Source organism: Brevibacterium sp. SIMBA_078, from assembly GCF_046534565.1.
In the GTDB taxonomy this organism is placed as follows: Bacteria; Actinomycetota; Actinomycetes; order Actinomycetales; family Brevibacteriaceae; genus Brevibacterium.
Window position 1 is genome coordinate 1,489,644 of sequence record NZ_JAWRYQ010000001.1, and the last position, 23,009, is coordinate 1,512,652.

At 66.0% G+C, this 23,009-nt stretch carries 16 protein-coding genes; 9 read left to right on the forward strand and 7 right to left on the reverse strand.

What is annotated here, in order from left to right:
• Nucleotides 1–299 precede the first annotated feature (299 nt).
• The 5 genes from SB749_RS06645 to SB749_RS06665 all read right to left on the reverse strand — a co-directional run bounded on the left by SB749_RS06645 (nucleotide 300) and on the right by SB749_RS06665 (nucleotide 7,017).
• Nucleotides 300–1,730 (reverse strand): purine-cytosine permease family protein, encoded by a 1,431-nt coding sequence (locus SB749_RS06645; protein ID WP_410709635.1) that lies wholly within the window; start codon nucleotides 1,728–1,730, stop codon nucleotides 300–302.
• A gap of 225 nt (nucleotides 1,731–1,955) precedes the next feature.
• Complete coding sequence (locus SB749_RS06650) at nucleotides 1,956–3,092, reverse strand: acyl-CoA dehydrogenase family protein (protein WP_410709636.1); 1,137 nt, start codon at nucleotides 3,090–3,092, stop codon at nucleotides 1,956–1,958.
• 139 nt (nucleotides 3,093–3,231) lie between these two features.
• The gene (locus tag SB749_RS06655; RefSeq protein WP_410709637.1) at nucleotides 3,232–4,374 is read right to left on the reverse strand and encodes a CaiB/BaiF CoA transferase family protein; all 1,143 of its coding nucleotides are present in this window, start codon (nucleotides 4,372–4,374) and stop codon (nucleotides 3,232–3,234) included.
• Between the two features lie 235 nt (nucleotides 4,375–4,609).
• On the reverse strand, nucleotides 4,610–5,833 hold the full coding sequence (locus SB749_RS06660) for an acetyl-CoA C-acetyltransferase (RefSeq protein WP_410709638.1): 1,224 nt from the start codon (nucleotides 5,831–5,833) through the stop codon (nucleotides 4,610–4,612).
• A 290-nt stretch (nucleotides 5,834–6,123) separates the two neighbouring features.
• Nucleotides 6,124–7,017 carry a LysR family transcriptional regulator gene (locus tag SB749_RS06665; protein WP_410709639.1) on the reverse strand — a complete coding sequence of 298 codons (894 nt, stop codon included), beginning with the start codon at nucleotides 7,015–7,017 and terminating at the stop codon, nucleotides 6,124–6,126.
• A gap of 110 nt (nucleotides 7,018–7,127) precedes the next feature.
• Here SB749_RS06665 and SB749_RS06670 point away from each other — a divergent pair, with 110 nt between their 5' ends.
• Nucleotides 7,128–8,072, forward strand: a complete 945-nt coding sequence (locus SB749_RS06670; protein ID WP_410709640.1) for a CoA transferase subunit A — start codon at nucleotides 7,128–7,130, stop codon at nucleotides 8,070–8,072.
• Nucleotides 8,069–8,851, forward strand: coding sequence for a CoA-transferase subunit beta (locus SB749_RS06675; RefSeq protein ID WP_410709641.1), 783 nt, complete (start codon nucleotides 8,069–8,071; stop codon nucleotides 8,849–8,851). The genes SB749_RS06670 and SB749_RS06675 overlap by 4 nt, the downstream gene beginning before the upstream one ends.
• A gap of 198 nt (nucleotides 8,852–9,049) precedes the next feature.
• On the opposite strand, the gene SB749_RS06680 is transcribed toward SB749_RS06675, so the two are convergent.
• The gene (locus SB749_RS06680) at nucleotides 9,050–10,522 is read right to left on the reverse strand and encodes an MFS transporter (RefSeq protein WP_410709642.1); all 1,473 of its coding nucleotides are present in this window, start codon (nucleotides 10,520–10,522) and stop codon (nucleotides 9,050–9,052) included.
• Between the two features lie 306 nt (nucleotides 10,523–10,828).
• Entirely contained in the window at nucleotides 10,829–11,779 is a 951-nt protein-coding gene (locus tag SB749_RS06685) for a LysR family transcriptional regulator (RefSeq protein ID WP_410709643.1), read from the reverse strand.
• 89 nt (nucleotides 11,780–11,868) lie between these two features.
• Here SB749_RS06685 and SB749_RS06690 point away from each other — a divergent pair, with 89 nt between their 5' ends.
• The 7 genes from SB749_RS06690 (at nucleotide 11,869) to SB749_RS06720 (ending at nucleotide 23,009) form a co-directional block, all read left to right on the forward strand.
• On the forward strand, nucleotides 11,869–13,692 hold the full coding sequence (locus SB749_RS06690) for an acyl-CoA dehydrogenase family protein (RefSeq protein ID WP_410709644.1): 1,824 nt from the start codon (nucleotides 11,869–11,871) through the stop codon (nucleotides 13,690–13,692).
• Nucleotides 13,689–14,885, forward strand: coding sequence for a CaiB/BaiF CoA transferase family protein (locus SB749_RS06695; protein ID WP_410709645.1), 1,197 nt, complete (start codon nucleotides 13,689–13,691; stop codon nucleotides 14,883–14,885). The genes SB749_RS06690 and SB749_RS06695 overlap by 4 nt, the downstream gene beginning before the upstream one ends.
• A 279-nt stretch (nucleotides 14,886–15,164) precedes the next feature.
• Entirely contained in the window at nucleotides 15,165–16,886 is a 1,722-nt protein-coding gene (gene hutU, locus SB749_RS06700; protein WP_135810019.1) for a urocanate hydratase, read from the forward strand.
• 369 nt (nucleotides 16,887–17,255) lie between these two features.
• Nucleotides 17,256–18,527: an imidazolonepropionase gene (gene hutI, locus SB749_RS06705; RefSeq protein WP_410709646.1), complete on the forward strand. Its 1,272-nt coding sequence runs from the start codon at nucleotides 17,256–17,258 to the stop codon at nucleotides 18,525–18,527.
• A 35-nt stretch (nucleotides 18,528–18,562) separates the two neighbouring features.
• The gene (hutH, locus tag SB749_RS06710) at nucleotides 18,563–20,239 is read left to right on the forward strand and encodes a histidine ammonia-lyase (protein ID WP_410709647.1); all 1,677 of its coding nucleotides are present in this window, start codon (nucleotides 18,563–18,565) and stop codon (nucleotides 20,237–20,239) included.
• A 110-nt stretch (nucleotides 20,240–20,349) separates the two neighbouring features.
• Nucleotides 20,350–21,618, forward strand: coding sequence for an allantoate amidohydrolase (locus SB749_RS06715; RefSeq protein WP_410709648.1), 1,269 nt, complete (start codon nucleotides 20,350–20,352; stop codon nucleotides 21,616–21,618).
• Nucleotides 21,615–23,009 (forward strand): formimidoylglutamate deiminase, encoded by a 1,395-nt coding sequence (locus SB749_RS06720; RefSeq protein WP_410709649.1) that lies wholly within the window; start codon nucleotides 21,615–21,617, stop codon nucleotides 23,007–23,009. Before SB749_RS06715 ends, SB749_RS06720 begins: the two co-directional genes overlap by 4 nt.

Consider the following 23,009-nt stretch of genomic DNA (forward strand, 5'->3'; position numbering starts at 1 on the left):
CGCATTCAGGGTTGGTTTGGCGCTGATGAAGTGCTCGTTGTGAGCGAGACGTGGCCTTTCGGCTGGAGTGAGCTTGCGGTGACCGATTCCCTGCACGGTGTGAGCCGTTGATGTCTCCTGCGGGTGGATCCGCCTCGATCGCAATGCAAATCTCGAGGAGGATCCACCCGCAGGGAACATGACGACGACCGCGGGTCGGCAGCGAAACACGCTGCCGACCGACGGCCGTTGGAGGAGTGGAATCACCCGCCGAGGTCAGCTGCCCGGATAGGGCGGGGCCGCCTCGGTGAGGGTGGGGCTCACGTGCGCTCGAGTTCCTCGAGGCTGGGGTAGATCGTCTCCTTCGGGGCGACTCCGTGGTTGCGGATGAGCACGAAGTAGAGGACGAAGGTGACGACGATGCCCACGAGCCACGAGATGTCTGCGCCGCCGAGCTTCGCGACCAGCGGGCCGGTATAGAACGACTGCGCGAGGAACGGGATCTGGATGATCACGCCGACGCCGTAGGCGAGCAGTGCACGCCAGTTCCATGCCCCGTAGCGGCCGGCTCGGTCGTAGAACGCGGGGATGTCGAAGCGGTCCTTCGAGATCAGGTAATAGTCGGTGAGGTTGATGACGCTCCAGGGGGTGAACACCATGAGCAGCGCGAGCACGAAGTTCTTGAAGTTCGCGAGGAAGTCAGCTGACGCCAGCAGCGCCACAAGCACGGTGAGGGTGACGATGCCGATGACGAAGACCGCGCGGGTCCAGCGGCGGATCGTCGCCCTGTTGCCGAAGGAGGTGAGGATCGTCAGCGTGCACATGAACGCACCGTAGGCGTTCAGCGTGTTGACGGTGAGCTTGCCCAGCAGGATGACGATGAAGATGAGGAGCGCGAAGACGCCGCCGCCGACGATGTCACCGACGTAGGCGACCTGGTTCTCGACGAATTCGTTGCCGGACTCCGTCATGGCGGCCGCACCGATGAGCGCGCCGAGAGTCATCGACCACTGCGATCCGATGACCGATCCGCCGAAGGTGAACCAGAAGGTCTTCGACGACGGGGTCGACCGCGGCAGATACCGCGAGTAGTCCGCGACATACGGGCCGTAGGTCAGCTGCCAGCCCACGGACAGCGCGATCGCGGAGAGGAAGGCGGGGAAGGCGAACGACGAACCCGAGATCAGCCCGGGAACGTCGACCTTCGTGAACACGCAGTAGGTGATGAAGAGGAACCCGAGCAGGCCCGTCACCGAGGAGATCCGACCGAGCACGTGGATGTACTTGTATCCCAGCAGGGCCACCAGGGCGGTGAGTGCGCCGAAGATGACGATGCCGATCCACGGGGTCTGCGCACCGATGATGAGGTTGACGGCTTGACCGGACAGGACTGCGCCGGTCGACGCGAAGCCGATGTACATGAGGACGACGAGCACGAGCGGAATGATCGCGCCGATGATGCCGAACTGGGCACGTGAGGAGATCATCTGCGGCAGTCCCAGCTGCGGGCCCTGCGCCGAGTGGAGCGCCATGACGATTCCGCCGATGATGTTGCCGATGAGCAGGCCGATGATCGCCCAGAGTGCGTCGGCGCCGAAGACGACGGCCAGGGCCCCGTCGACGATCGCGGTGATCTGAGTGTTGGCGCCGAACCACAGGGTGAACTGGGAACGTGGCGTTCCGTGACGCTCGGCGTCAGGCACCATATCGATGGATCGCTTCTCGATCCCCGAATTGGTCGTACTAGCCAAGATTGCCTCCTTTGAGTGATGAATCAGTCTTAGTCAACACCCAGAGGAGGCGACCGACGAGACCTGAATCACACATTCTGTCCGATATTTCGGATCATCTGCGGGGTGAAATGAATAGCGGGACTCAACGGCGAATGACTCGCCCCTCAGCCCCGCTTCGATCGTAATCTCGGACGGATTTCTGTTCTGTTTCGCTCGATTCTCCGGCTTGTTTCAGCCGCCTCGTCAGGACAGAGAGCGGGCAATGATCGTCCGCTGGATCTCCGACGAGCCTTCGTAGATGCGATAGATCCTCGCATCGCGAACGTAGCGTTCGAGCGGAAAGCCCCGGGTGAAGCCGTAGCCGCCGTGGATCTGCAGGGCTTCATCGGCTATGTACGCGGCCGCTTCGGAGGCAGCGAGTTTCGCTGTGGCTGAGGAGCGGGTGAAATCGACCCCTGAATCGCGCTGTTCGCCGGCGTCCATCGTCAGCAGCCACGCCGACCGGTACTTCGTGTACATGTCCGCGAGCTTGAATGCGATGCCCTGCAGGCGGCCCAGCGGTTTCCCGCTGATCTTGCGCTCACCTGCCCACGCCACGGCGGCGTCGAGGGCGGCCTTGCCGATTCCCAGGCTCATCGCCGCGACCTCGATGCGACCCCGGTCGAGCACCCGCATGGCTGTGGTAAAGCCCTCGCCTGCGTCCCCGAGGAGGGCGTCCTCGGGCACGACCGTGTCGATGACGAACTCGTAGACCGGGCTGCCGCGCAGACCCATCGTCTTCTCCGGGGGATTGAAATCCAACCCCGCCGAGGCGGCCGCGGTGTCGACGATGAATGCGCTGATTCCCTTGTGGCCGGCATCGACGTCGGTCTTCGCGTAGACGATGATGAAGTCCGCGAAGCCGGCGTTGGTGATGAAGCACTTCGTGCCCTTGAGGTGCCAGCCGCCGTCAACCCGTGTGGCCTTCGTCGACATCTCCGCCGGGTTCGAGCCGGCACCCGGCTCGGTGAGTCCGAAAGCTCCGATGACTTCGCCGGCTGCGGCCCGCGGCAGCCACGCTTCGCGTTGGGCATCGGTGCCGCCGAGGAGGATCGAATCGGTGGCGAGGAACTGCGCGGTGACGATCGACGCTGTCGACGCGCACGCCTCAGTGATGGCGGCGACCATCTGGCTCATCGCTACCGATCCGACTCCGGGTCCGCAAAATTCCTCGGGCAGGTTGAGCCCCATGACCCCCACCTCGGCGAGGGTCCTCAGCGTCTCATCCGAGACGCGTTCGTTCGCATCCGCGGCCGCCGCCTGCGGGACGAGGACGTCCTTGCTGATCCGGGTGACCGCGTCGACGAGTTCCTGTTCGTCGGCGGTGATGTCGAAGGCCATGGGTGCTCCTTGGAGGTGGGGGTCGGTTCGATGGAATTGGACGGGGCCCGGATCGGGAAGATCAGGGAATCCCGGCGGAGAGGCTAGGGGATTCGTGCGGAGTGCGCCGCCTCGGCGAGGTTGGCGCCAGCCGGTCAGGTCAGGGTGCGTCGGTGGGTGTGGCGAAGTCTGCATTGTGCTCGCCGAGGCGGGGCGCCGGAAGCGCGGACGCGGGGCGGGTGCCATCGACGAGGAGCGGGTGGCCGAGGAAGGCGTGCCCGGACCGGAGATCGGTGGCGGTCAGGCCACGGTCCGCGCCGATGGGGCCGGTGACCGCCTCGGCAAAGTCGAGAACGGGGGAGTTCGGGATTCCGGCTGCTTCGAAGATCTCGCACAGCTCGGTCACGGTGCGCCCGGCGGTGAACTCTTCGATCTCGATGCGCAGGGCCTCATCGTTGTCCGAGCGGTGAGCATCGGTGGTGAAGCGCGGATCCGTTGCCAGCCCCGGCTTGCCGAGGGTGGCGGCCAGGGTGCCGAAGAGGCGGTCGTTGGCCACAGCGATGACGAGGAGTCCGTCGGCGGCGCGGTAGGTGTCGAACGGTGCCGAGACCGGGTGGCGGTTGCCGACCCGGGTGGGAGCGGATCCGGCGGAGTGGATGGAGGCGTTCGTCGGCTGCATGGCGAGCATGACGTCGAGCATCGGGATGTCGATATGGGTGCCTTCGCCGGTCGTCTGCCGGTGGAAGAGCGCCGACGAGATGCCGAAGGCGGCGAAGACTCCGGCGGAGACGTCGGCGATCGATTCGCCCACGCGGGTGGGCGAGCCCTCGGGGAAGCCGGTCGAGGCCATGAGGCCGCTCAGGGCCTGGATGACTGTGTCATAGGCGGGACGTCCCGCCTGGCTGCCGTGCTGCCCGAAGCCGGAGATCGACGCGTAGACGATATCGGGCTTCACGGCCCTGAGGTCCTCATAGGACAGGCCGAGCTTCGCGGCGACTCCGGGACGGAAGTTCTCGACGACGACATCGCTGGTCTTGATGAGGTCGAGCAGGCGAGCGTGGTCTTCCGGGTCCTTGAGATCGGCCTCGACCGATCGCTTGCCGCGGTTGAGTCCGGTGAAGTAAGTCGACCCGGAATCTGTGAAGGGTCCGAGATGTCGGGAATCGTCCCCGTGGCCGGGCATCTCGATCTTGATGACCTCGGCGCCCTGGTCGGCGAGCATCGCCGTGGCGTAGGGACCGGCGAGGACTCGGGAGAAATCGGCGACCCGAACCCCGGTCAGCAGCTGCTTCGTTGCGTTCATGATCCTCATCCTCGGCGCTGACCAGGGCGAAGACAACGGGGTCTCTGCGGATTTCGTCCGAGGTGTTGGACGGGGCGGGTACGCAGTCTGGGCTGGGCTGGAGGCGCGACGGTCTCGGTCGCCGGAGTCGCGGAGAGTTCCGGCCGTTCCGTGCGGGAAATGGGTGTCTGTTCCCGCACGGAACGTCCGGAACTCAGTTCTGCCTTGAAAAGATCAGGCTCAGGAGGGGTGAGTCTCAGGCGACGCGTTCGAAGACGGCGGCCATTCCCTGACCGCCGCCGATGCACATGGTCTCGAGACCGTAGCGCGATTCGCGGCGATCCATCTCGCGCAGCAGGGTGGCGAGGATGCGCCCACCGGTCGCGCCGACCGGGTGGCCCAGCGAGATGCCCGAGCCGTTGACGTTGAGACGCTCGGCGAAGTCGGATTCGGACAGCTTCCATTCGGTCGTGCAGGCGAGCACCTGCGCCGCGAATGCCTCGTTGAGTTCGATGAGGTCGATATCGCCGAGTTCGAGACCCGCACGCTGCAGTGCCTTCGCGGTCGCGGGGACCGGACCGATGCCCATCGTCTTCGGCGGCACTCCGGCCACCGCCCAGCTGCGCATGCGGGCGAAGACCCGCAGGCCGAGCTCGGCGGCCTTGGCTGCGGTGGTGACGATGCACAAGGCGGCACCATCGTTCTGGCCCGAGGCATTGCCTGCGGTCACCGTGGCCTCATCGTCGGACTTCCCAAGCATCGGCTTGAGCTTCGCGAGCTTCTCCACCGTCGAGCCAGGACGGATGTGCTCGTCTGTCGTGATGACCTGTTCGGGAGTCTTCCGGGTGGCGGGCAGCGTGATCGGCACGATCTCGTCGGCGAACTTCCCTTCTTCCGTCGCCGAGGCGGCCCGACGATGCGATTCCACGGCGTAGGCGTCCTGGTCCTCCCTCGAGATCTTGTATTCCCGACGCAGGTTCTCCGCGGTTTCGATCATTCCTCCGGGCACCGGGTAATCCTTGCCGCCGGCGGTGAGGCGGCCGCGGACGAGACCGTCCTTGAGTTCGATGTTGCCGCCCTTGACGCCCCACCGGATCTCCTCGTTGAAGAACGGTGCGCGGCTCATCGACTCGACGCCGCCGGCAACGACGAGGTCGGCGAAGCCGGCTGAGATCATTGCGTGGGCGTCGGCGATCGCCTGCAGGCCGGAGCCGCAGCGACGGTCGACCTGGCGGCCGGGAACGGTGATCGGCAGTCCCGCATTGAGCGCGACGACTCGGCCGATCGCCGGAGTCTCCATGTGCGGGTAGCAGTTGCCGAGGACGACATCCTCAATGGCCTCGCCCGGCAGATTGGTCTTCTCCAGCAGAGCTGTGAGGACCTGTCGGCCGAGCTCCTCATGCGGAACGTCCTTGAACTGTCCGCCGAATCCGCCCACGGGGGAGCGGAGAGGTTCGCAGATGACGATGTCTTCGGACACAGAGTCTCCCTTTGGGTTGTGATCGAGCCGTCCTGCCGCGGCGGTGGGGCATCGATCCCTTCGGCATCACTACCGAAGCTGATATCAATACGTTCTGATTTATGAACATATCCGAATATATCGGCGGAGACAAGAGGTCGTCTCAATGAATGGGCATCCGGACGCGTCGACGGCAGACGCATAGGCGGCGGACGCGCCGACGGCGGACGCGTGCGTGGTGAACGGTGGTGGGGTCGGTCGCGTGGGCAGCTGCCGCGGGGAAATGTGAACGGCGGTGAGACCGGCCGCGCTCAGCGGACTGTCGGCAGGACCGCCTCGGCGACATCGAGGACCGTGCTCAGGGCCGCGTCCTGCTGATCGAGGCGGTATGCGAGGTGAAGTTGGGTGGCTTCGTTCGGGAGATCGAGCGGGACCGCGGTGATCCGCGAGTCGTAGCCCGCGGCGACGGAGTCGAACGTGATCGTCACGCCCATTCCTGCGGCCACGAGCGCGGAGATCGACTGCGAGTCGGGGGCCTCCTGAGTCGTGCGGGGGCTGAACCCGGCATCGAGGCACAGGCGCATGGCGGTTTCGCGCAGGTTCGAATTCGGCCGCGCGGGCAGGAGGACGAAAGGTTCGTCGGCGAGCTCTGCGACGTCGATCTTCTTCCGTTTCGCCAGGCGATGTGAACTCGGCATGGCGACACATGGGCGCTCGATCGCGACGGGGCGACCCGCGATGAGCGGAGGCCGCCGACGCCAGCGGACCAGCGCGAGGTCGAGAGTGCCGTCCATGATCCTCTCGAGCCCTTCGTCGGCATAGACCGTCGACTCGAGGTGGAAGGTGATGCCCGGATTGCGTTCGTGCGAGGCCGCCACGAGGGTCGCGGCGAGGTCCCGGGAGGATGGGTGCGAATACCCGAAGCGCACGCGTCCGACCTCGCCGCTGGAGGAGCGGTGGACGGATTCGATGGCGGCCTGCTGGGTGGCGAGCATGTGTTTGGCCGGTTCGAGCAGGGCCTCACCGGCGGGGGAGAGGCTGACCGAGCGGGTCGTGCGTTGGAACAGCGAGGCGCCGAGCTCGGTCTCCAGGGAGCGGATGGTGCGGCTCAGCGGGGGCTGGGCCATGCCGAGGCGTTCGGCGGCGCGACCGAAGTGGAGTTCCTCGGCGACGGCGACGAAGGCGCGGATCTGCTGCAGCTCCACTGTGTTCTCCTGTATCAGGCGGTCCGGATGAGTGCCTTAATTATTGCATGAATTAGCAATAATCACAGAGATGTTTTGCGGATTTCGGTAATTGCTATAGCCTGCGAACCATGGACAGTGACACAGTCGTCAGTTTGCCTGAGGCCATCGAACGCTACGTCGAGGACGGAGCCACGGTGGCGCTCGAGGGGTTCTCCCACCTTATCCCGTTCGCCGCCGGACACGAGATCATCCGACAGGGAATCTCCGGACTCACCTTCTGCAGGCTCACCCCCGATCTGCTCAGCGACATGATGATCGCCGCCGACTGCGTCGATCGCCTCGTCTGCTCATTCTTCGCCTCCGGTTCGGCAGGCAGCCTCTACGAGGTGCGGCGCCGCATCGAATCGGCCGACCCGCGGCCGCTGGCGGTCGAAGAGTATTCGCACCACGCGATGACCCTGCGCTATCACGCCGGAGCCGCTCGCCTGCCGTTTGCTCCGATCGGCTCCTTCGTCGGTTCCGACATCCCCGGCATCAACCCGGACATCCGCTCCGTCGTCGACCCGTACTCGGGCAAGAAGACGTACGTCGTGCCGCCCCTCAACCCCGATGTCACGATCATCCATGCCCAGCGCGCCGACCGCCACGGCAACATCCAGATCTGGGGCATCACCGGCACGCAACAGGAAGCCGTCTACGCGGCCGATCATGTCATCGTCACCGTCGAGGAGACCGTCGACGACGAGGTCGTCCGCTCCGACCCGAACCGCACTCTCATTCCTGCCCACGCCGTCGACGCGGTGTGCGAAGTGCGAACCGGGGCGCACCCGTCCTATGTGCAGGGTTCCTATGATCGCGACAATGCCTTCTATCGCGAATGGACTCCGATCTCGAAGGACCCTGCGAGGCTGCAGGAGTGGCTCGACGTCCATATCCGCGGGACTCGCGACCATGCCGAATACCTCGAATCGATCGGTCACGATCGTCTCCGCGGTCTGCTCGTGGATCCGCGCCCCTCGGGCGTGGTCGATTACGGACGCCGTGCCCAGCGGAGCGAAGGGAGCCTGAAGTGAGCGCCGCCTCGGCGAAGGATTTCACCGAAACCGAACTTATCGTCTGCGCGGCTGCGAAGATGCTCGCCCGTAGCCGCACCGTCTTCGCCGGCGTCGGGCTGCCCACGCTGGCCGTCGACCTCGCCCACCGCACGGTCAATCCGAACATCCAGCTCATCTACGAATCCGGGGTCGCCGGCGCGCACCCCGAATCGATGGCCGAAGGCATCGCGGACTCCGTCGTCGTCTCCGGCGCCGAGGCGGTCGTCAATATGCATGCCCTCTTCGGCTACGTCCTCCAAGGTGGGAACGTCGATGTCGGATTCCTCGGCGCGGCTCAGGTCGACCGATACGGTTCGCTCAACACCACCGTCATCGGCGACTGGGATTCTCCGACAGTGCGCCTGCCCGGTTCGGGCGGGGCCGCCGACATCATGGCCAACGCAGGCGAGGTCTTCGTCGTCCTCCGCCGCCATGACCCGGCCGCCTTCCCCGCCGAACTCGACTTCGTCACCTCGGCATCGCCCGTGCGCGCGGCAGAGCAGCCGGACTACCTCCAGCCGCGCGGATTCGGCGTCTCCACCGTCATCACCCCGCTGGGGATCCTGCGGCGGCGCGACCGCCTAGGCGAGCTCGAACTCACCGAAGTCCATCCCGGAGTCACGGTTGAACAGGTGCAGGCCGCGACCGGCTGGGACCTGGCCGTCGCCGAGGTTGTCACGCAGACCCAGGCACCGACGCCCGAGGAGATTCGCCTGCTCCGCGACGAGATCGATACGGTTCGGCTCTACCTGCGGTGAGGTGGGGGCGGGCTGACTCCCGCGCAACGGCCCTGTTTACGACGGATAGCACATGTTGCAACTAGTGCTATTGGTCGTAGACAGGGCTGTTGGCGCTATTTGGCGGAAGAAGTCGGGGACGCAGTTCTACGACCACACAACGTGATGCGGCCCCAGTCCAATAGGAACTCGGGGCCGCACCGTCGTAAAAGCCGAGGCCTAGGGAGTGACGGGAGCGCGCGCCGGTGCAGGTTCTGAGCCCGCGCCTGTGGCGTCGGCGGCCGGCGTGGAACCGGTCGCGTCAGTCACGCCCTTCGAGTCGGCGTCGCGCTCGACCTTCTCGGCGGCGAGTGCTGCGGCGAACTCCGCCTCGTCGGCGGCCTCGGCCCTCGAGTTCTCGCTGGCCGTCCAGCCCGTTTTGTTGAGCAGGATGAGCGTGCAGACGAGGGAGACGAGCGCATAGCCGGCGCTGAGGATCGCCACCGGAACGATGGAACCCGAGCTCGTGTACATCCACTGTGCGGCCGCAGCGGTGCCGCCGCCCACGGTCATCGAACACAGCTGGTAGGCCAGCGAGATGCCCGTGTACCGGACCCGCGTGGGGAACGCCCGGGCGATGATGCCTCCGATGCCGGCGTAGAACAGCGAGTGCGGAACGGTCGCAGCGGCCATGGCTGCCAGCGCGATGCCGGGATGGCCCAGTTCGATCGCGAAGAACATGAGCGGCATGAGGACGAACTCCGGCAGGATGATCCAGAAGATCGCCTTGCGCATGTCCTTGACCCGATCGAGGATGATCGCGCCGAAGGGCTGGACGATGAACTGCACCACGAGCGCGAGCGTGACGACGGCGAGGAACGTCGACGAGCTGTACGCCCAAGAGTGAGAGGTGTCCGTGGCCCAGGCCGTGGCGAACGTCGTCTTGAGGTAGGTGACCTGGATAAGCGGCAGCGCACCGGCGCCGAGGAGGATGAGCACCCAGTGCTTCTTGATCGCCTCGAAGGCGGGCACCTTGACGACGGCGTCCTTCTTCTTCACAACCTTCATGTTCTCCGGCTCTTCGAGTTTGAGGCGGATGACGAGGCCGATGACGATGAGGAAGATCGAGGCAAGGAACGCGATCCTCCAGCCGTAGAGGAGGAACTGCGGGGTCGGCAGGAGCGCGAGGAGGAAGAACATGCCCGAGGAGATGAGATTTCCCGCCGGTGATCCCTGCTGAGCGAAGGCCGAGTAGAGGACTCCCTTGCCCTTCGGGGCGTTCTCGCTGGCGATGAGCACGGATCCGCCCCATTCGCCGCCGACCGCGATGCCCTGCAGGATGCGCAGGCAGGTGAGGATGATCGGAGCGGCGATGCCGATGGTCGCATATCCGGGCAACAGTCCGACGAGGAACGATGCCGCGCCCATCAGCACGAGCGTGACGACGAGGGTCTTCTTCCGGCCGTACTTGTCACCGAAGTGACCGAAGATGATGCCGCCGAGCGGACGAGCGAGGAAGCCCGCCCACAGCGTGACGAAGGAGAGCAGAGTGCCGACGCCGGCAGGCAGGGTGTCGGGGAAGAAGACATGCCCGAAGACCAGCGCCGAGGCGGTTCCGTAGATGTAGAAGTCGTACCACTCGATGGTGGTTCCGATGAATGATGCGATTCCGGCTTTGCGAGCGCGTTTCGCGGTGTTGACCGAATCAGACATGCGATTCCTCTCAGGTGGAGCGTCATTGCGCCGACCGATGCCAGGCGTCTCTGACGTGGCATGGGTGCTCGTTCACCGTAAGTTGCCCTTGTGGGCCGTGCAAACACTTTTTAGTTATATCGTCATAACTTAGAGTGATGCTACAGCCGGATTCCCTTATGTTCTGCGGCTTACCGGGCCGTAGGACGCGAGGAGAGAATTTCTGCTGATACCAGTCCCGACTACTCGGGAAGTCATTGTTGTCAGACGGGTATCAGAATGCGAAATCGTGTTCGCCGAGGCGGCTGTGAGGCAAGGTTCGGGTCCTCACTCGGCGACCGGATCGGCGACCGGACTGGCGACCGGATCGACGACCGAATCGGCGACCGGGTCGGCGAGTGACTCCGAGGCGATGACGAGGTCGAGGGCGAGGTCGCCGATGAGCGTCGATTGATCCTCCCGGCGGACGGTGATCCACGCCTGCGGGGCATTCGGGCGAGTGCCGACCCGGGTGAAGGTCAGCCGCTCATCGCCGTGGTAGCTGCGCGCCACAGGTGAGGGGACAAGCGAGACGCCGAGCCCGTGGGCGACCATCTCGACGGCGGCCGACCAGCTGGCCGTCCGATGGTGGATCTGCGGTTCGAAGCCGTGCGTGCGGCAGATGCCCACGACGGTGTCGTGGTAGATCGGGGATGCGCTCTTACGGAAGATGACGAACGGGGAATCGACCGCCTCGGCGATGGAGGTGATCGGTGAGCCCGTCGGAGCGCACAGCCAGAAGGACTCCCGGGCCGCCGGAGTGCACACGACGCCGGGATGTTGGAGGGGCATATGCCCGCAGGCGATGTCGATGTCGTGGCCGAGCAGCATGTCCGACTGCGCCGCGGAGGTGGCCTCTTCGGTGGTGACGAGGATGTCCGGATGCGCGGCGGAGAAGTCCGTGATCGTCTGCGGCAGACCCCGATGGAGGAAGGTGGCGACGGTGCCGATCGAGATCGACGTCGGCGCCCCCGTGTTCACGGCCGCCGCGTATTCGTTGAAACGGTGGGCGGCTCCGACAGCGGACTTCGCATAGGGCAGCAGCGCCTCTCCGGCGGCGGTCAGCTTCGTCACGGGACTGCGGTGGAACAGCGGTTTGCCGACGAAGTCCTCGAGTCTCTTGAGTTCGGCGCTCAGTGCCGGCTGCGAGATGTTCACGGCGTCGGCGGCGAGCTGGAACTTGCCGTGCTCTGCCAGAGCGATGAAGTACTGGAGGCGCTTGAGACTCGGATCAGACATAACCGAAGATTATCAGGGATAAGAGAAATGTCTTTGTCAGCCGCTGATTCGCGGGCGTACGGTCGAAGAAACCATCAAAGGAGATTATCTTGCGTGAGACTGCTTGGTCGCCCGATACCACCATGACTCCCGTCCCGGACAGCTACGGCATCGACCGCTTCGCTGACGACCAGTCGCTGAAGGATCTGCTTCCGCTCTACCTCGACGAGAAGCTGCTCGCGCACCTCCGACCGGTGTTCGAAGACCTCGGACCCCGCCTCGGCGGCGAGCTCGACGATCTTGCCCACGATGCCGACGTCAATCCTCCGGTTCTCAAACACCGCACCCGCAACGGCGCCGATCAGCAGTCGATCGAGATCCATCCGGCCTACCGGCGCCTGCAGGAAGTCGCCTTCGGCGAACTCGGTCTGGCCGCGATGAGCCACCGGCCCGGTGTCCTCGATTGGGACGAACCGATGCCGCCGATCGTCAAGTGCCTCCTCGTCTACCTGTTCACACAGGCTGAATTCGGACTGCTGTGCCCCGTGAACATGACCGACTCACTCACCCGCACCCTGCGCAAGTACGGTTCGCCCGAGCTCGTCGAGCGCTTCATCGGCGGACTGACGAGCACCGATGCCGACACCCTGACCCAGGGCGCGATGTTCATGACCGAACAGGACGCCGGCTCCGACGTCGGCCGGGCGACGACCACGGCCGTCGACAACGGCGACGGCACCTGGGCACTGACCGGAGAGAAGTGGTTCTGCTCGAACGCCGACGCCGAACTCGCCATGGTCCTCGCCCGCCCCGAGGGCGCACAGCCCGGAATCAAGGGCATCGGACTCTTCCTCCTGCCTCGTACCCTCGAAGACGGTTCGCCGAACTCCATGCGCATCGTCCGTCTCAAGGACAAGCTGGGCACCCGGTCGATGCCCAGCGGTGAGATGAGCCTGCAGGGAGCGACCGCCTACCTCGTCGGCGACATCGGACGCGGATTCGTGCAGATGGCTGATATGGTCAACTCCTCCCGCCTGTCCAACGCCGTGCGTGCGGCCGGCCTCATGCGCCGGGCCTTCGGCGAGTCGAAGTTCATCTGCCGCAATCGCGAAGCCTTCGGTTCGACGTTGAGCAGGCTGCCCCTGCAGCGTCGCCAGCTCGCGAAGATCATGACGACCACGGAACAGGCGCTGTCGATCTCCCTGCACACGGCGGATGTCTTCGCCCGCGCCGATGCCGGTGACGCCGAAGCCGCCTCGGTGCTGCGCATCCTCACCCCGCTCATCAAATTCCGCGCCACCCGCGACGCCCGCAAGGTCACCGCGGACGCGATGGAGATCCGCGGCGGAGTCGGTTACATCGAGGAGTACGGCGACGCTCGCGTCTTCCGCGACTCCCAGCTCGGTTCGATCTGGGAGGGCACCTCGAACATCGTCGCCCTCGACGTCATCCGCGCCGCCCACCGGGCGGGAACGCTGGGGCCGCTGTTCCTTCACCTGGAGACGCTCATCGCCGAGGCGGCCGACCTCCCGGCCGCGTTCCGTGACCAGCTCCAAACGCTGAGTTCGACGCTGCTGCACGCGCTCGAGTCCACGCCCGAAGGTGTTGAGCAGGCACGGGTGCGTCAGCTCGCGACCGCGACCTACAACCTCGTGTGCGCGTCCATCATGGCCTCGGAAGGCGCGCGGATCGGAGACAGCCGCGGCGACTGGTCGCGCATCGTCATCGCCGCACTGGTGCTGCGCCACAAGCTGATGCCGCAGAACCCGCTCGTCCCGGTCGTCGAAGACGATGTCGTACTGGACGCCCTCATCGACGGTGCCGGCATGGGCCGGGACGAAGCGTTCGCGGCTGTCGAGGAGATCCTCGGTGAGGGTGGAGCAGCTCAGTCCGCCGAGGATGGAACTGCGCGTTCCGGAGGGAGCGGGCAGTGAGCGCGGGAGCACTCGCCGGGATCACGGTCATCGATCTCTCGCGCATCCTCGGCGGGCCCTATTGCACGCAGATCCTGGCCGATCACGGTGCCGAGGTCATCAAGGTCGAACCTCCGGCCGGCGATGATACGCGCAGCTGGGGGCCGCCGTTCGTGGCGCCGGAAGTGTCGAGCTACTTCGCCGGGATCAACCGGAACAAGCGGATGATCACCCTCGACCTGCGCACCGAGGAGGGACAGGAGGCGCTGCACGGGCTGCTGGCCGGGGCCGATGTGCTCGTCGAGAATTTCAAGACCGGGACCCTGGCGAAGTGGGGGCTTGACCCGGTGTCGGACATTCCGGACCGCTATCCGCACCTCGTGCACGCGTCCATCACCGGCTTCGGCGATGACGGTCCGCTGGGTGGGCGGCCCGGATACGACGCGATCATCCAGGCGATGTCGGGACTGATGTCGGTCAACGGGAATGAGTCGACCGGGCCGATGCGCATCGGCATGCCCGCCGTCGACATGGTCACCGGGCTCAACGCGGCCATCGGCGTGCTCATGGCGCTGCAGGAGCGGGTGACCAGTGGACGCGGTCAGGGGGTCGAGACGACGCTCTTCGACTGCGGAATCTCCGTCATGCATCCGCACCTGCCGAACTTCTTCGGCGGTGGGGCCGTGCCGAAGTTGTCCGGCAACGACCATCCGAACATCGCCCCGTATTCGGCGTTCGCGACCGGGGCCGGGCAGGTGTTCATCACCGCCGGAAACGACGGACAGTTCGCCAAGCTCGTCGACCACCTCGGTGCTCCTGGGCTCGCCCGGGACCCGCGGTTCGTCGACAACGCCGCCCGCTTGAGCAACCGGGATGCGCTGCGAGTCGAACTCGAAGCGCTCATGGTTTCGACCTCGGCAGAGGCGCTGTCCGAAGAGCTGATGGCCATCGGCGTGCCCGCCGGTCCGATCCTCGATGCCGCCGAGGTGGTTGAGCACCCGCATACCGCGCACCGCGAGATGGTCGTGGAGATGGGCGACGGCTACCGCGGAGTGGCCTCGCCGATTAAGCTCGCCCGGACTCCGGCCAGCTACCGGATCTCACCGGTGCAGCCGGTGGCGGAGGTTTCCGGCGGGGAAGATGGCGAAGGCCAGTATGGCGCGGAGGTCAACGGTCGGGTGTACGCGGCTGTCGAGGAGTCGGCGAGGGTCTGAACGAAACTGTCGGGGCTGCCTCGGTGGGAAATCTGTGTGGGTGGCGTGTGGGATCGACCAGTGCTGCGTAAGTCTCGGGGAACGGCGAGGCCGGCGTCGAATCGTCTATGTCCGAAATGTCGGACGGAACTTGATGCGGGCCACTTCCGCATTCTGCTCCAGCCGACAGAATGGATGGTGTAGTCAGAGCCGACAGCGCAGGGGAGTCGACACCTCGGCGCGACGGCGAAGCGGCAGCCAAACATCCGCCTCGTCGGACACAGCGACAAGGAGAATCCCATGACCACCAAGCCGTCGTTCACTCAGCACGACCCGTCCCGCGTCATCCGCGCCGACCGCGGAACCGAGATCACCGCGAAGTCGTGGCAGACCGAAGCGCCCAAGCGCATGCTCATGAACAACCTCGACCCCGAGGTCGCCGAGCGTCCCGAAGACCTCGTCGTCTACGGCGGCACCGGCCGCGCAGCCCGCTCCTGGGAAGCATATGACGCAATCGTGCGCACCCTCGACGACCTCGAGGACGACGAAACCCTCCTCATCCAGTCCGGCAAACCCGTCGGCGTCATGCGCACCCACGAATGGGCGCCTCGAGTGCTCATCGCGAACTCCAACCTCGTCGGCGACTGGGCCAACTGGGAGCACTTCCGCGAGCTCGAGGCCGAGGGCCTGATGATGTACGGCCAGATGACCGCCGGATCCTGGATCTACATCGCCACTCAGGGCATCCTCCAGGGCACCTATGAGACCTTCGGCGCCATCGCCCGCAAGCGCTTCGACGGCACCCTGGCCGGCACCCTGACCATCACCGCCGGCTGCGGCGGCATGGGCGGAGCCCAGCCGCTGTCCGTGACCCTCAACGGCGGCGCCTGCCTCATCATCGACGTCGACAAGACCCGCCTCGACCGCCGCAAGGGTAAGCGCTACCTCGACGAGGTCGAAACCGACCTCGACACCGCACTGGCCAAGGTCATCGAAGCCAAGAAGAACAAGCAGGCACTGTCGGTCGGACTCGTCGGCAACGCCGCCGAGATCCTCCCGCTCATCCTCGACCGCCCCGAGGCGGCCGAGGTCGACATCGTCACCGACCAGACCTCCGCGCACGACCCGCTGTCCTACCTGCCGATCGGCGTGAGCGTCGACGAATGGCACGACGAAGCCGACCAGGACGCCGAGAAATTCACCATCCGCGCCGAGGAGTCCATGGCCAAGCATGTGAAAGCCATGGTCGAATTCCAGGACCGCGGCGCCGAGGTCTTCGACTACGGCAACTCGATCCGCGACGAAGCTCGCAAGGCCGGATACGATCGCGCCTTCGAATTCCCCGGATTCGTCCCCGCCTATATCCGTCCTCTTTTCTGCGAAGGACTCGGACCCTTCCGCTGGGTGGCACTGTCCGGCGACCCGAAGGACATCGAAGTCACCGACCAGGCGCTGAAGGAACTCTTCCCGGAGAACGAACACCTCCACACGTGGCTCGACGCCGCCAACGAATACGTTGAGTTCGAAGGTCTGCCGGCACGCATCTGCTGGCTCGGCTACAAGGAACGCCATCAGGCCGGCCTGCTGTTCAACCAGCTCGTCGCCGAAGGCAAGATCTCGGCCCCGATCGTCATCGGCCGTGACCACCTCGACTCCGGGTCCGTCGCCAGCCCCTACCGCGAGACCGAATCCATGCTCGACGGCACAGACGCCGTGGCCGACTGGCCGCTGCTCAACGCCCTGGTCAACACCTCCTCGGGTGCTACCTGGGTGTCGATCCACCATGGAGGCGGCGTCGGCATCGGCCGCTCCATCCACGCCGGTCAGGTCTCCGTGGCCGACGGCACCGAACTGGCCGCGAAGAAGCTCGCCCGCCTGCTCACCAATGACCCGGGCATGGGCGTCATCCGCCACGTCGACGCCGGCTACGACCGCGCCTCCGAGGTCGCTGAAGAGCGTGGCCAGCGCGTGCCGATGATCCCCGAGCTCGACAAGCGCGACGAGGAATCTGCCGCACAGTAAGCAGTTGGAGTCGCCGCGTCGACGGGCATACGTTCGACGTCGCAGTCTCTTCGGCTCACCCTGCTCTGAAAGGCTCACGTTCTTCGGTGTGCATTTCAGAGCAGGGTGTACCGAAAGAGGAATCCGCCGGACGCGCTAACTGAATAGCTCACAAAAAGGCAGGCAGCCCAGTATCAAAACTGGGCTCCCTGCCTTTTGCTGTGCCGCTGGAAGTTGGTGACAACGAGCAGCAGGGTGCGCAGCCCGGCTCGGATCATCGAAGACGATGGTCCGAAATATCGGACAATTATCTGCGGGAGAGGTTCTGCCCCGCCATCGTGCGGTCCATACTGAGAGGGAATCATTCTCGATCGGAAAGGGCCGACCGTCATGCAGCTATTCACCGGGATCAGCGAACTCGTCGTCAACGACCTCGACACCCTCGGCGAGCTGGGTGTCATCACCGATGCAGCGCTGCTCATCGACGACGGTCGGATCATCTGGTCGGGACCGTCCGCTGAGGCGGACACCGCGGTATCGAGCCGCCTCGGTGAGGGGGCTGGATCAAAGCTCAACGACGATGACATCGCCAACGGGGAAGTCACCTCGGCGAATGACCTCGGCGGACTTGAGACGATCGACCTCGGTGGGAAAGCCGTCATCCCCGGCTTCGTCGACAGCCACAACCACCTCATCTTCGCCGGCGATCGGTCCGAGGAATTCGCGGCCCGGATGGCCGGGCAGAAGTACTCGGCCGGGGGCATCGCCACTACCGTGGCCGCGACCCGAGCCGCCACCGAGACTGAGCTCGAGGCGAACCTCGTCCACCTACTCGATCAGGCCAAGCGGCAGGGAACGACGACGTTCGAGATCAAGTCCGGCTATGGGCTGACCGTGCCCGACGAGATCCAGGCCCTCGACATCATCAACCGGCACACCGAGGAATCGACGCTCATCGCCGCCCACGTCGTCCCCCCGGAGTTCAAGGACGAGCCGGAACGCTACGTCGACCTCGTCATCGACGAGATCATCCCAGCAGCCGAAGGCAAAGCGAAGTGGATCGACGTGTTCTGCGAAACCGGTGCCTTCACCGAGGATCAGACCCGGCGGATTATCGAAGCCGGCAAGGCCGTCGGAATGAAACCGCGGCTGCACGCCAACCAGCTCACCGAGGGAGGGGCGCTCAAGCTCGGCGCCGAACTCGGCTGCGTGTCCGTCGACCACGCGACCTTCGCCTCCGATGAGGACCTTGAGATCCTCGCCGAGGCGGGCACCGTCGTCACCCTGTTGCCGAGCATCGAATTCTCCACCCGCCAGCCCTACCCCGACGCCCGCCGCTACGTCGACGCGGGAGTATCGCTGGCGATCGCCAGCGACTGCAATCCCGGGTCAGGGTTCTCCAACAGCATGCCCTTCGTCATCGCCATCGGCGTCCGGGACATGCACTTCACCGTCGAACAGGCGGTGTGGGCAGCGACAGCGGGCGGGGCCAACGCCCTGCAGCGCACCGATGTCGGCCACCTCGGAGTGGGGGCCCGCGCCGACCTGGCCATCCTCGACGCACCCAGCTACCGCCACCTGGCTTACCGGCCCGGTGTGCAGCTGGTCGAGAGGGTCTACTCCGGCGGTGAGCTCATCGTCGACAACCGATCCCGCGACTGAACTTCATCCACGACGAACACAAGGAAAGGCTCTTCATGACCACATTCATCGATCTCGACCCCGATACGCTGACCTTCGCCGAGGTGGTCGACGTCGCCCGCCGCGACGCAAAGGTCTCCCTGTCCGAAGCCACTCTGGCCCGGGTGAACAAGTACCGCGAGGCCATTGACGCCCTCGCTCAGGCGGAGAAGCCCGTCTACGGAGTCTCGACTGGATTCGGTGCGCTCGCCCAGCGCCACATCCCCGCCGAACTGCGCACCCAGCTGCAGAAATCGCTCATCCGCTCCCACGCCGCCGGCGTCGGCGAGCCCGTCGAACGCGAAGTCGTGCGGGCGCTGATGCTGCTGCGCGCCCGGACACTCGCCACCGGTCGGGCCGGCGTCCGCGCCGAAGTCCTCCAGACCTACGTCGACCTGCTCAACGCCGGAATCACCCCGGTCGTCCACGAATACGGATCACTCGGCTGCTCCGGCGACCTCGCGCCCCTGTCGGCGTGTGCCCTCGTCGTCATGGGCGAAGGCGTGGCCGAAGGGCCCGACGGAGTGGCGGGACCGGCCGACGAGATCCTCGCAAGGGCCGGAATCACCCCGGTCACCCTGGCCGAGAAGGAAGGTCTTGCGCTCGTCAACGGCACCGACGGCATGCTGGGCATGCTCATCATGGCCCTGACCGACCTGGAGAACCTGCTCACCGCCGTCGACGTGTCCGCGGCCATGAGCATCGAAGGACTCTTCGGCACCGACGCCGTCTTCGCCCCCGAACTCCACTACGCGCTGCGCCCGCACGACGGTCAGGCCGCCTCGGCCGCGAACATGCTCGCCGCGCTCAAGGACTCGGGCATCACCGCCAGCCACCGCGACTCCACCCACCTCGTCCAGGACGCTTATTCGATGCGCTGCGCCCCGCAGGTCAACGGTGCCGCCCGCGACGCCGTCGCCTTCGCCACCGGAGTCGCCGAACGCGAACTGCGCGCAGCCATCGACAATCCCGTCGTGCTCACCAATGGAATGGTGTCCTCGAACGGCAACTTCCACGGTGCACCGCTGGCCCACGCCCTGGACTTCCTCGCCATCGTCGCCGCCGACGTCGCCTCGATGTCCGAACGCCGCACCGACCGGATGATGGATGTCGCGCGCAACCAGAACCTCACTCCATTCCTCGCCGATGACGCCGGCGTCGATTCGGGACTGATGATCGCCCACTACACACAGGCGGCCATGGTCTCCGAGGCCAAGCGCGGCGCGACTCCGGCCTCGGTCGACTCGATCCCGTCCTCGGCCATGCAGGAAGACCACGTGTCCATGGGCTGGTCGGCCGCACGCAAGCTGCGCAAGGTCGTCGACAACCTCGCCTCCGTCGTCGGCATCGAACTCTATGCCGCCTCCCGTGCTTGCGATATGCGCGATTCTGCACCGGCGCCGGTGACCGGAGCCGTGATCGCGAAGATCCGTGAAACCGTTCCCGGACCCGGCCCTGACCGGTTCCTCTCGCCCGAACTCGCCGAGACCATCGCGAACGTCAAGGACGGAACGCTGGTCGCAACCGCCGAGTCGGTCGCACCGCTGACCCACACCGTCACCTCCGCCGCCGGAACCTGGCAGCCGGAAGACGGCGGACCGGCCGTCAACGATCCCGAGTTCACTGCGCTGGGTAACCTCGAAGCCGCCGCCGAGGCTTCGGGCACCTCAGCAGCCACCACCCACCAGGACTGACACCGGGCAGGGGCCGGTCTCACACAGTCGTCTGCCCCGCCCCGCGGCTCGTCCGCACCGGAGCCGGCCATCGACCGGACCCGACCGATTTCGAACGGAGTGAACTGACAATGAGCGATGTCGTCTCGCTGCTGAGCCAGATCGAGGACACCGGCCGCGACACCCGCGGTCCGGGCTACCAGCGGCCCGGATTCTCGGACACCGAACGGGAGCTGCGTGAGTGGTTCCTCGCCGAGGCGGCCCGCCGCGGTCTCGATACCGAGATCGACGCCAACGGAATCACGTGGGCCTGGGCCACCCCGCAAGGTGCGAACGCCGTCGTCACCGGTTCCCACCTCGACTCGGTGCCCGGCGGCGGCGAGTTCGACGGTCCTCTCGGTGTCGCCTCGGCGCTGGCGGCCTTCGACGTTCTCAAGGACTCCGGCGCACTCGAACAGTCCACCCGGCCCTTCGGGCTGGCTGTGTTCCCCGAAGAGGAAGGTTCACGCTTCGGCGTCGCCTGCCTCGGTTCGCGGCTGCTCACCGGTGCCATCGACGCTGACCGCGCGCTCGGCCTCAAGGACGCCGCCGGTGATACTTTCGCCGACGTCGCCCGTGGCTATGGCCTCGATCCGGATCGGATCGGGCGTGACCAGTCTCGGCTGGCCGGAATCGGTTCCTTCATCGAACTCCATGTCGAACAGGGCGTCGGTCTGATCAACACCGATCAGGCCGTCGCCATCGGCTCCTCGATCATCGGCCACGGTCGCTGGCACTTCGCCTTCTCCGGCCAGGGCAACCACGCCGGGACGACGCCGATGAGCCATCGCGCCGACCCGGTGGTCGCGGCCTCTCGTGTGATCGGGGATATCCCGACCCTAGCGGCCGCCACTGACGCGACTGCCGTGGCGACCGTGGGGCGCACTCTCATCCACCCGGGCGGGACGAACGTCATTGCCTCGGCCATGAGTTTCTGGCTCGACATCCGCCACCCTGACGACGCGGTCGTCAAGCAGGTGCTCGAGGCGATCAGCCACCGCGCCCAGGACCATGGCTCCGATTCAGGTGTCGAGGTGACGATCTCGCAGGAGTCCTACTCGCCGACGACTCACTTCACCGCCGATCTCAACTCCCGCTTGACCTCGGCGTTGCCGGACGCTCCGCTGCTGCCCTCGGGCGCCGGCCACGATGCGGGCATCCTCGCACCCCATGTGCCTTCGGCGATGCTCTACGTCCGCAACCCGACCGGCGTCTCCCACGCTCCCGAAGAGGCCTGCGAGGTCGACGACCAGAGGGCCGGAGTCGATGCGCTCGTCAAGGTGCTCGCCTGCGAACTCGGCATCGAGAACGCCCTGGCCGACGGCAATGCGGCAGGCCCGACGACAGGAGCTGCGCGATGAGCACCCGCTACTGGTGCGAATCCGCCTGGATCGACGGAGCCGTTGCTCACGGAGTCCTGCTGAGCGCCGACGACACCGGAACGCTCACCGCCGTCGAAACCGGGATCGACACCGCTCCGTCCGACGCCGAGGCGGTGTCCGGGTTCGTCCTGCCCGGCGGAGTCAACGCCCACTCCCATGCCTTCCATCGGATGCTGCGCGGTCGCACCCACGGCGACGGCGGCACCTTCTGGACCTGGCGCGAAGTCATGTACTCCGTCGCCGCGAAACTCGACCCGCAGGCCTACGAGACCGTGGCGCGCGCAGTGTTCGCCGAGATGCTCGCCGGCGGCTACACCTCGGTGGGCGAATTCCACTACGTTCACCACGCGCAGGACGGAACGCCGTACGGCACCGAGCGTCCCCGTGGGGATGCGAACGACGATGCCGAACCTCGCGCCCACGCCATGGAACGGGCGCTGGCACGGGCGGCCGCCTCGGCGGGGATCCGTATCCGACTCCTCGACACCTGCTACCTCACCGGCGGCATCGACTCCGAACTCTCGGCCGAACAGGCCCGATTCGGCGACGGCACGATCGACGGATACCTGGACCGGCATGCCGGCCTCATCGGCGCCTTTGCCGACGAATTTCCCGTTGAGACCCCAGGTGAGAGCTTCGTCCACGTGGGAGCCGCGATCCATTCGATTCGTGCGGTCCCGGCGGCAAATCTGCAGCGGTTCACCGAACTGCCCGGGCCCGTGCACGTCCACCTGTCCGAGCAGCCGGCGGAGAACGAAGCCTCCCAGGAGGCGTACGGAGCCACCCCGACCGAGGTTCTCGCGCGCTCGGGGGTCGTCGACGACCGGCTCTCGGCCGTCCACGCTACCCACCTGAGCGGGGAGGACATCGCGATCCTCGGCGGCTCCCGGTCGACGATAGTCATGTGCCCGTGCACCGAGGCGGACCTCGCCGACGGCATCGGCCCGGCCCGTGAACTCGCCGACGCCGGAGCTGTGATCTCACTCGGCTCCGACCAGCACGTCGTCCTCGACGCACTGCGGGAGACCCAAGGACTCGAGGCAGGGGAGCGGCTGCGCTCGGGGCAACGCGGACGGTTCTCTCCGACCGAACTCATCACCGCGCTTACCGAAGGCGGGGCGCGCAGTCTCGACCTTCCGGTCGGTGCGCTCGAGGTCGGGAAGGCGTGCGACTTCGTGGCTGTGCGCACCGACAGCATGCGCACCATGGGGTCACTGGGCGAGCAGATCATCCTCACGGCCAGCGCGAGCGATGTGCATCTGACCGTCAGCGGCGGGAAGGTCCGCGTGCGCGACGGAGTGCACACCGAGCTCGGCGATATCGCCGAACTCTACGCGCAGGCTTTCGCCGCGTTGGAGATGGAGCGCTGA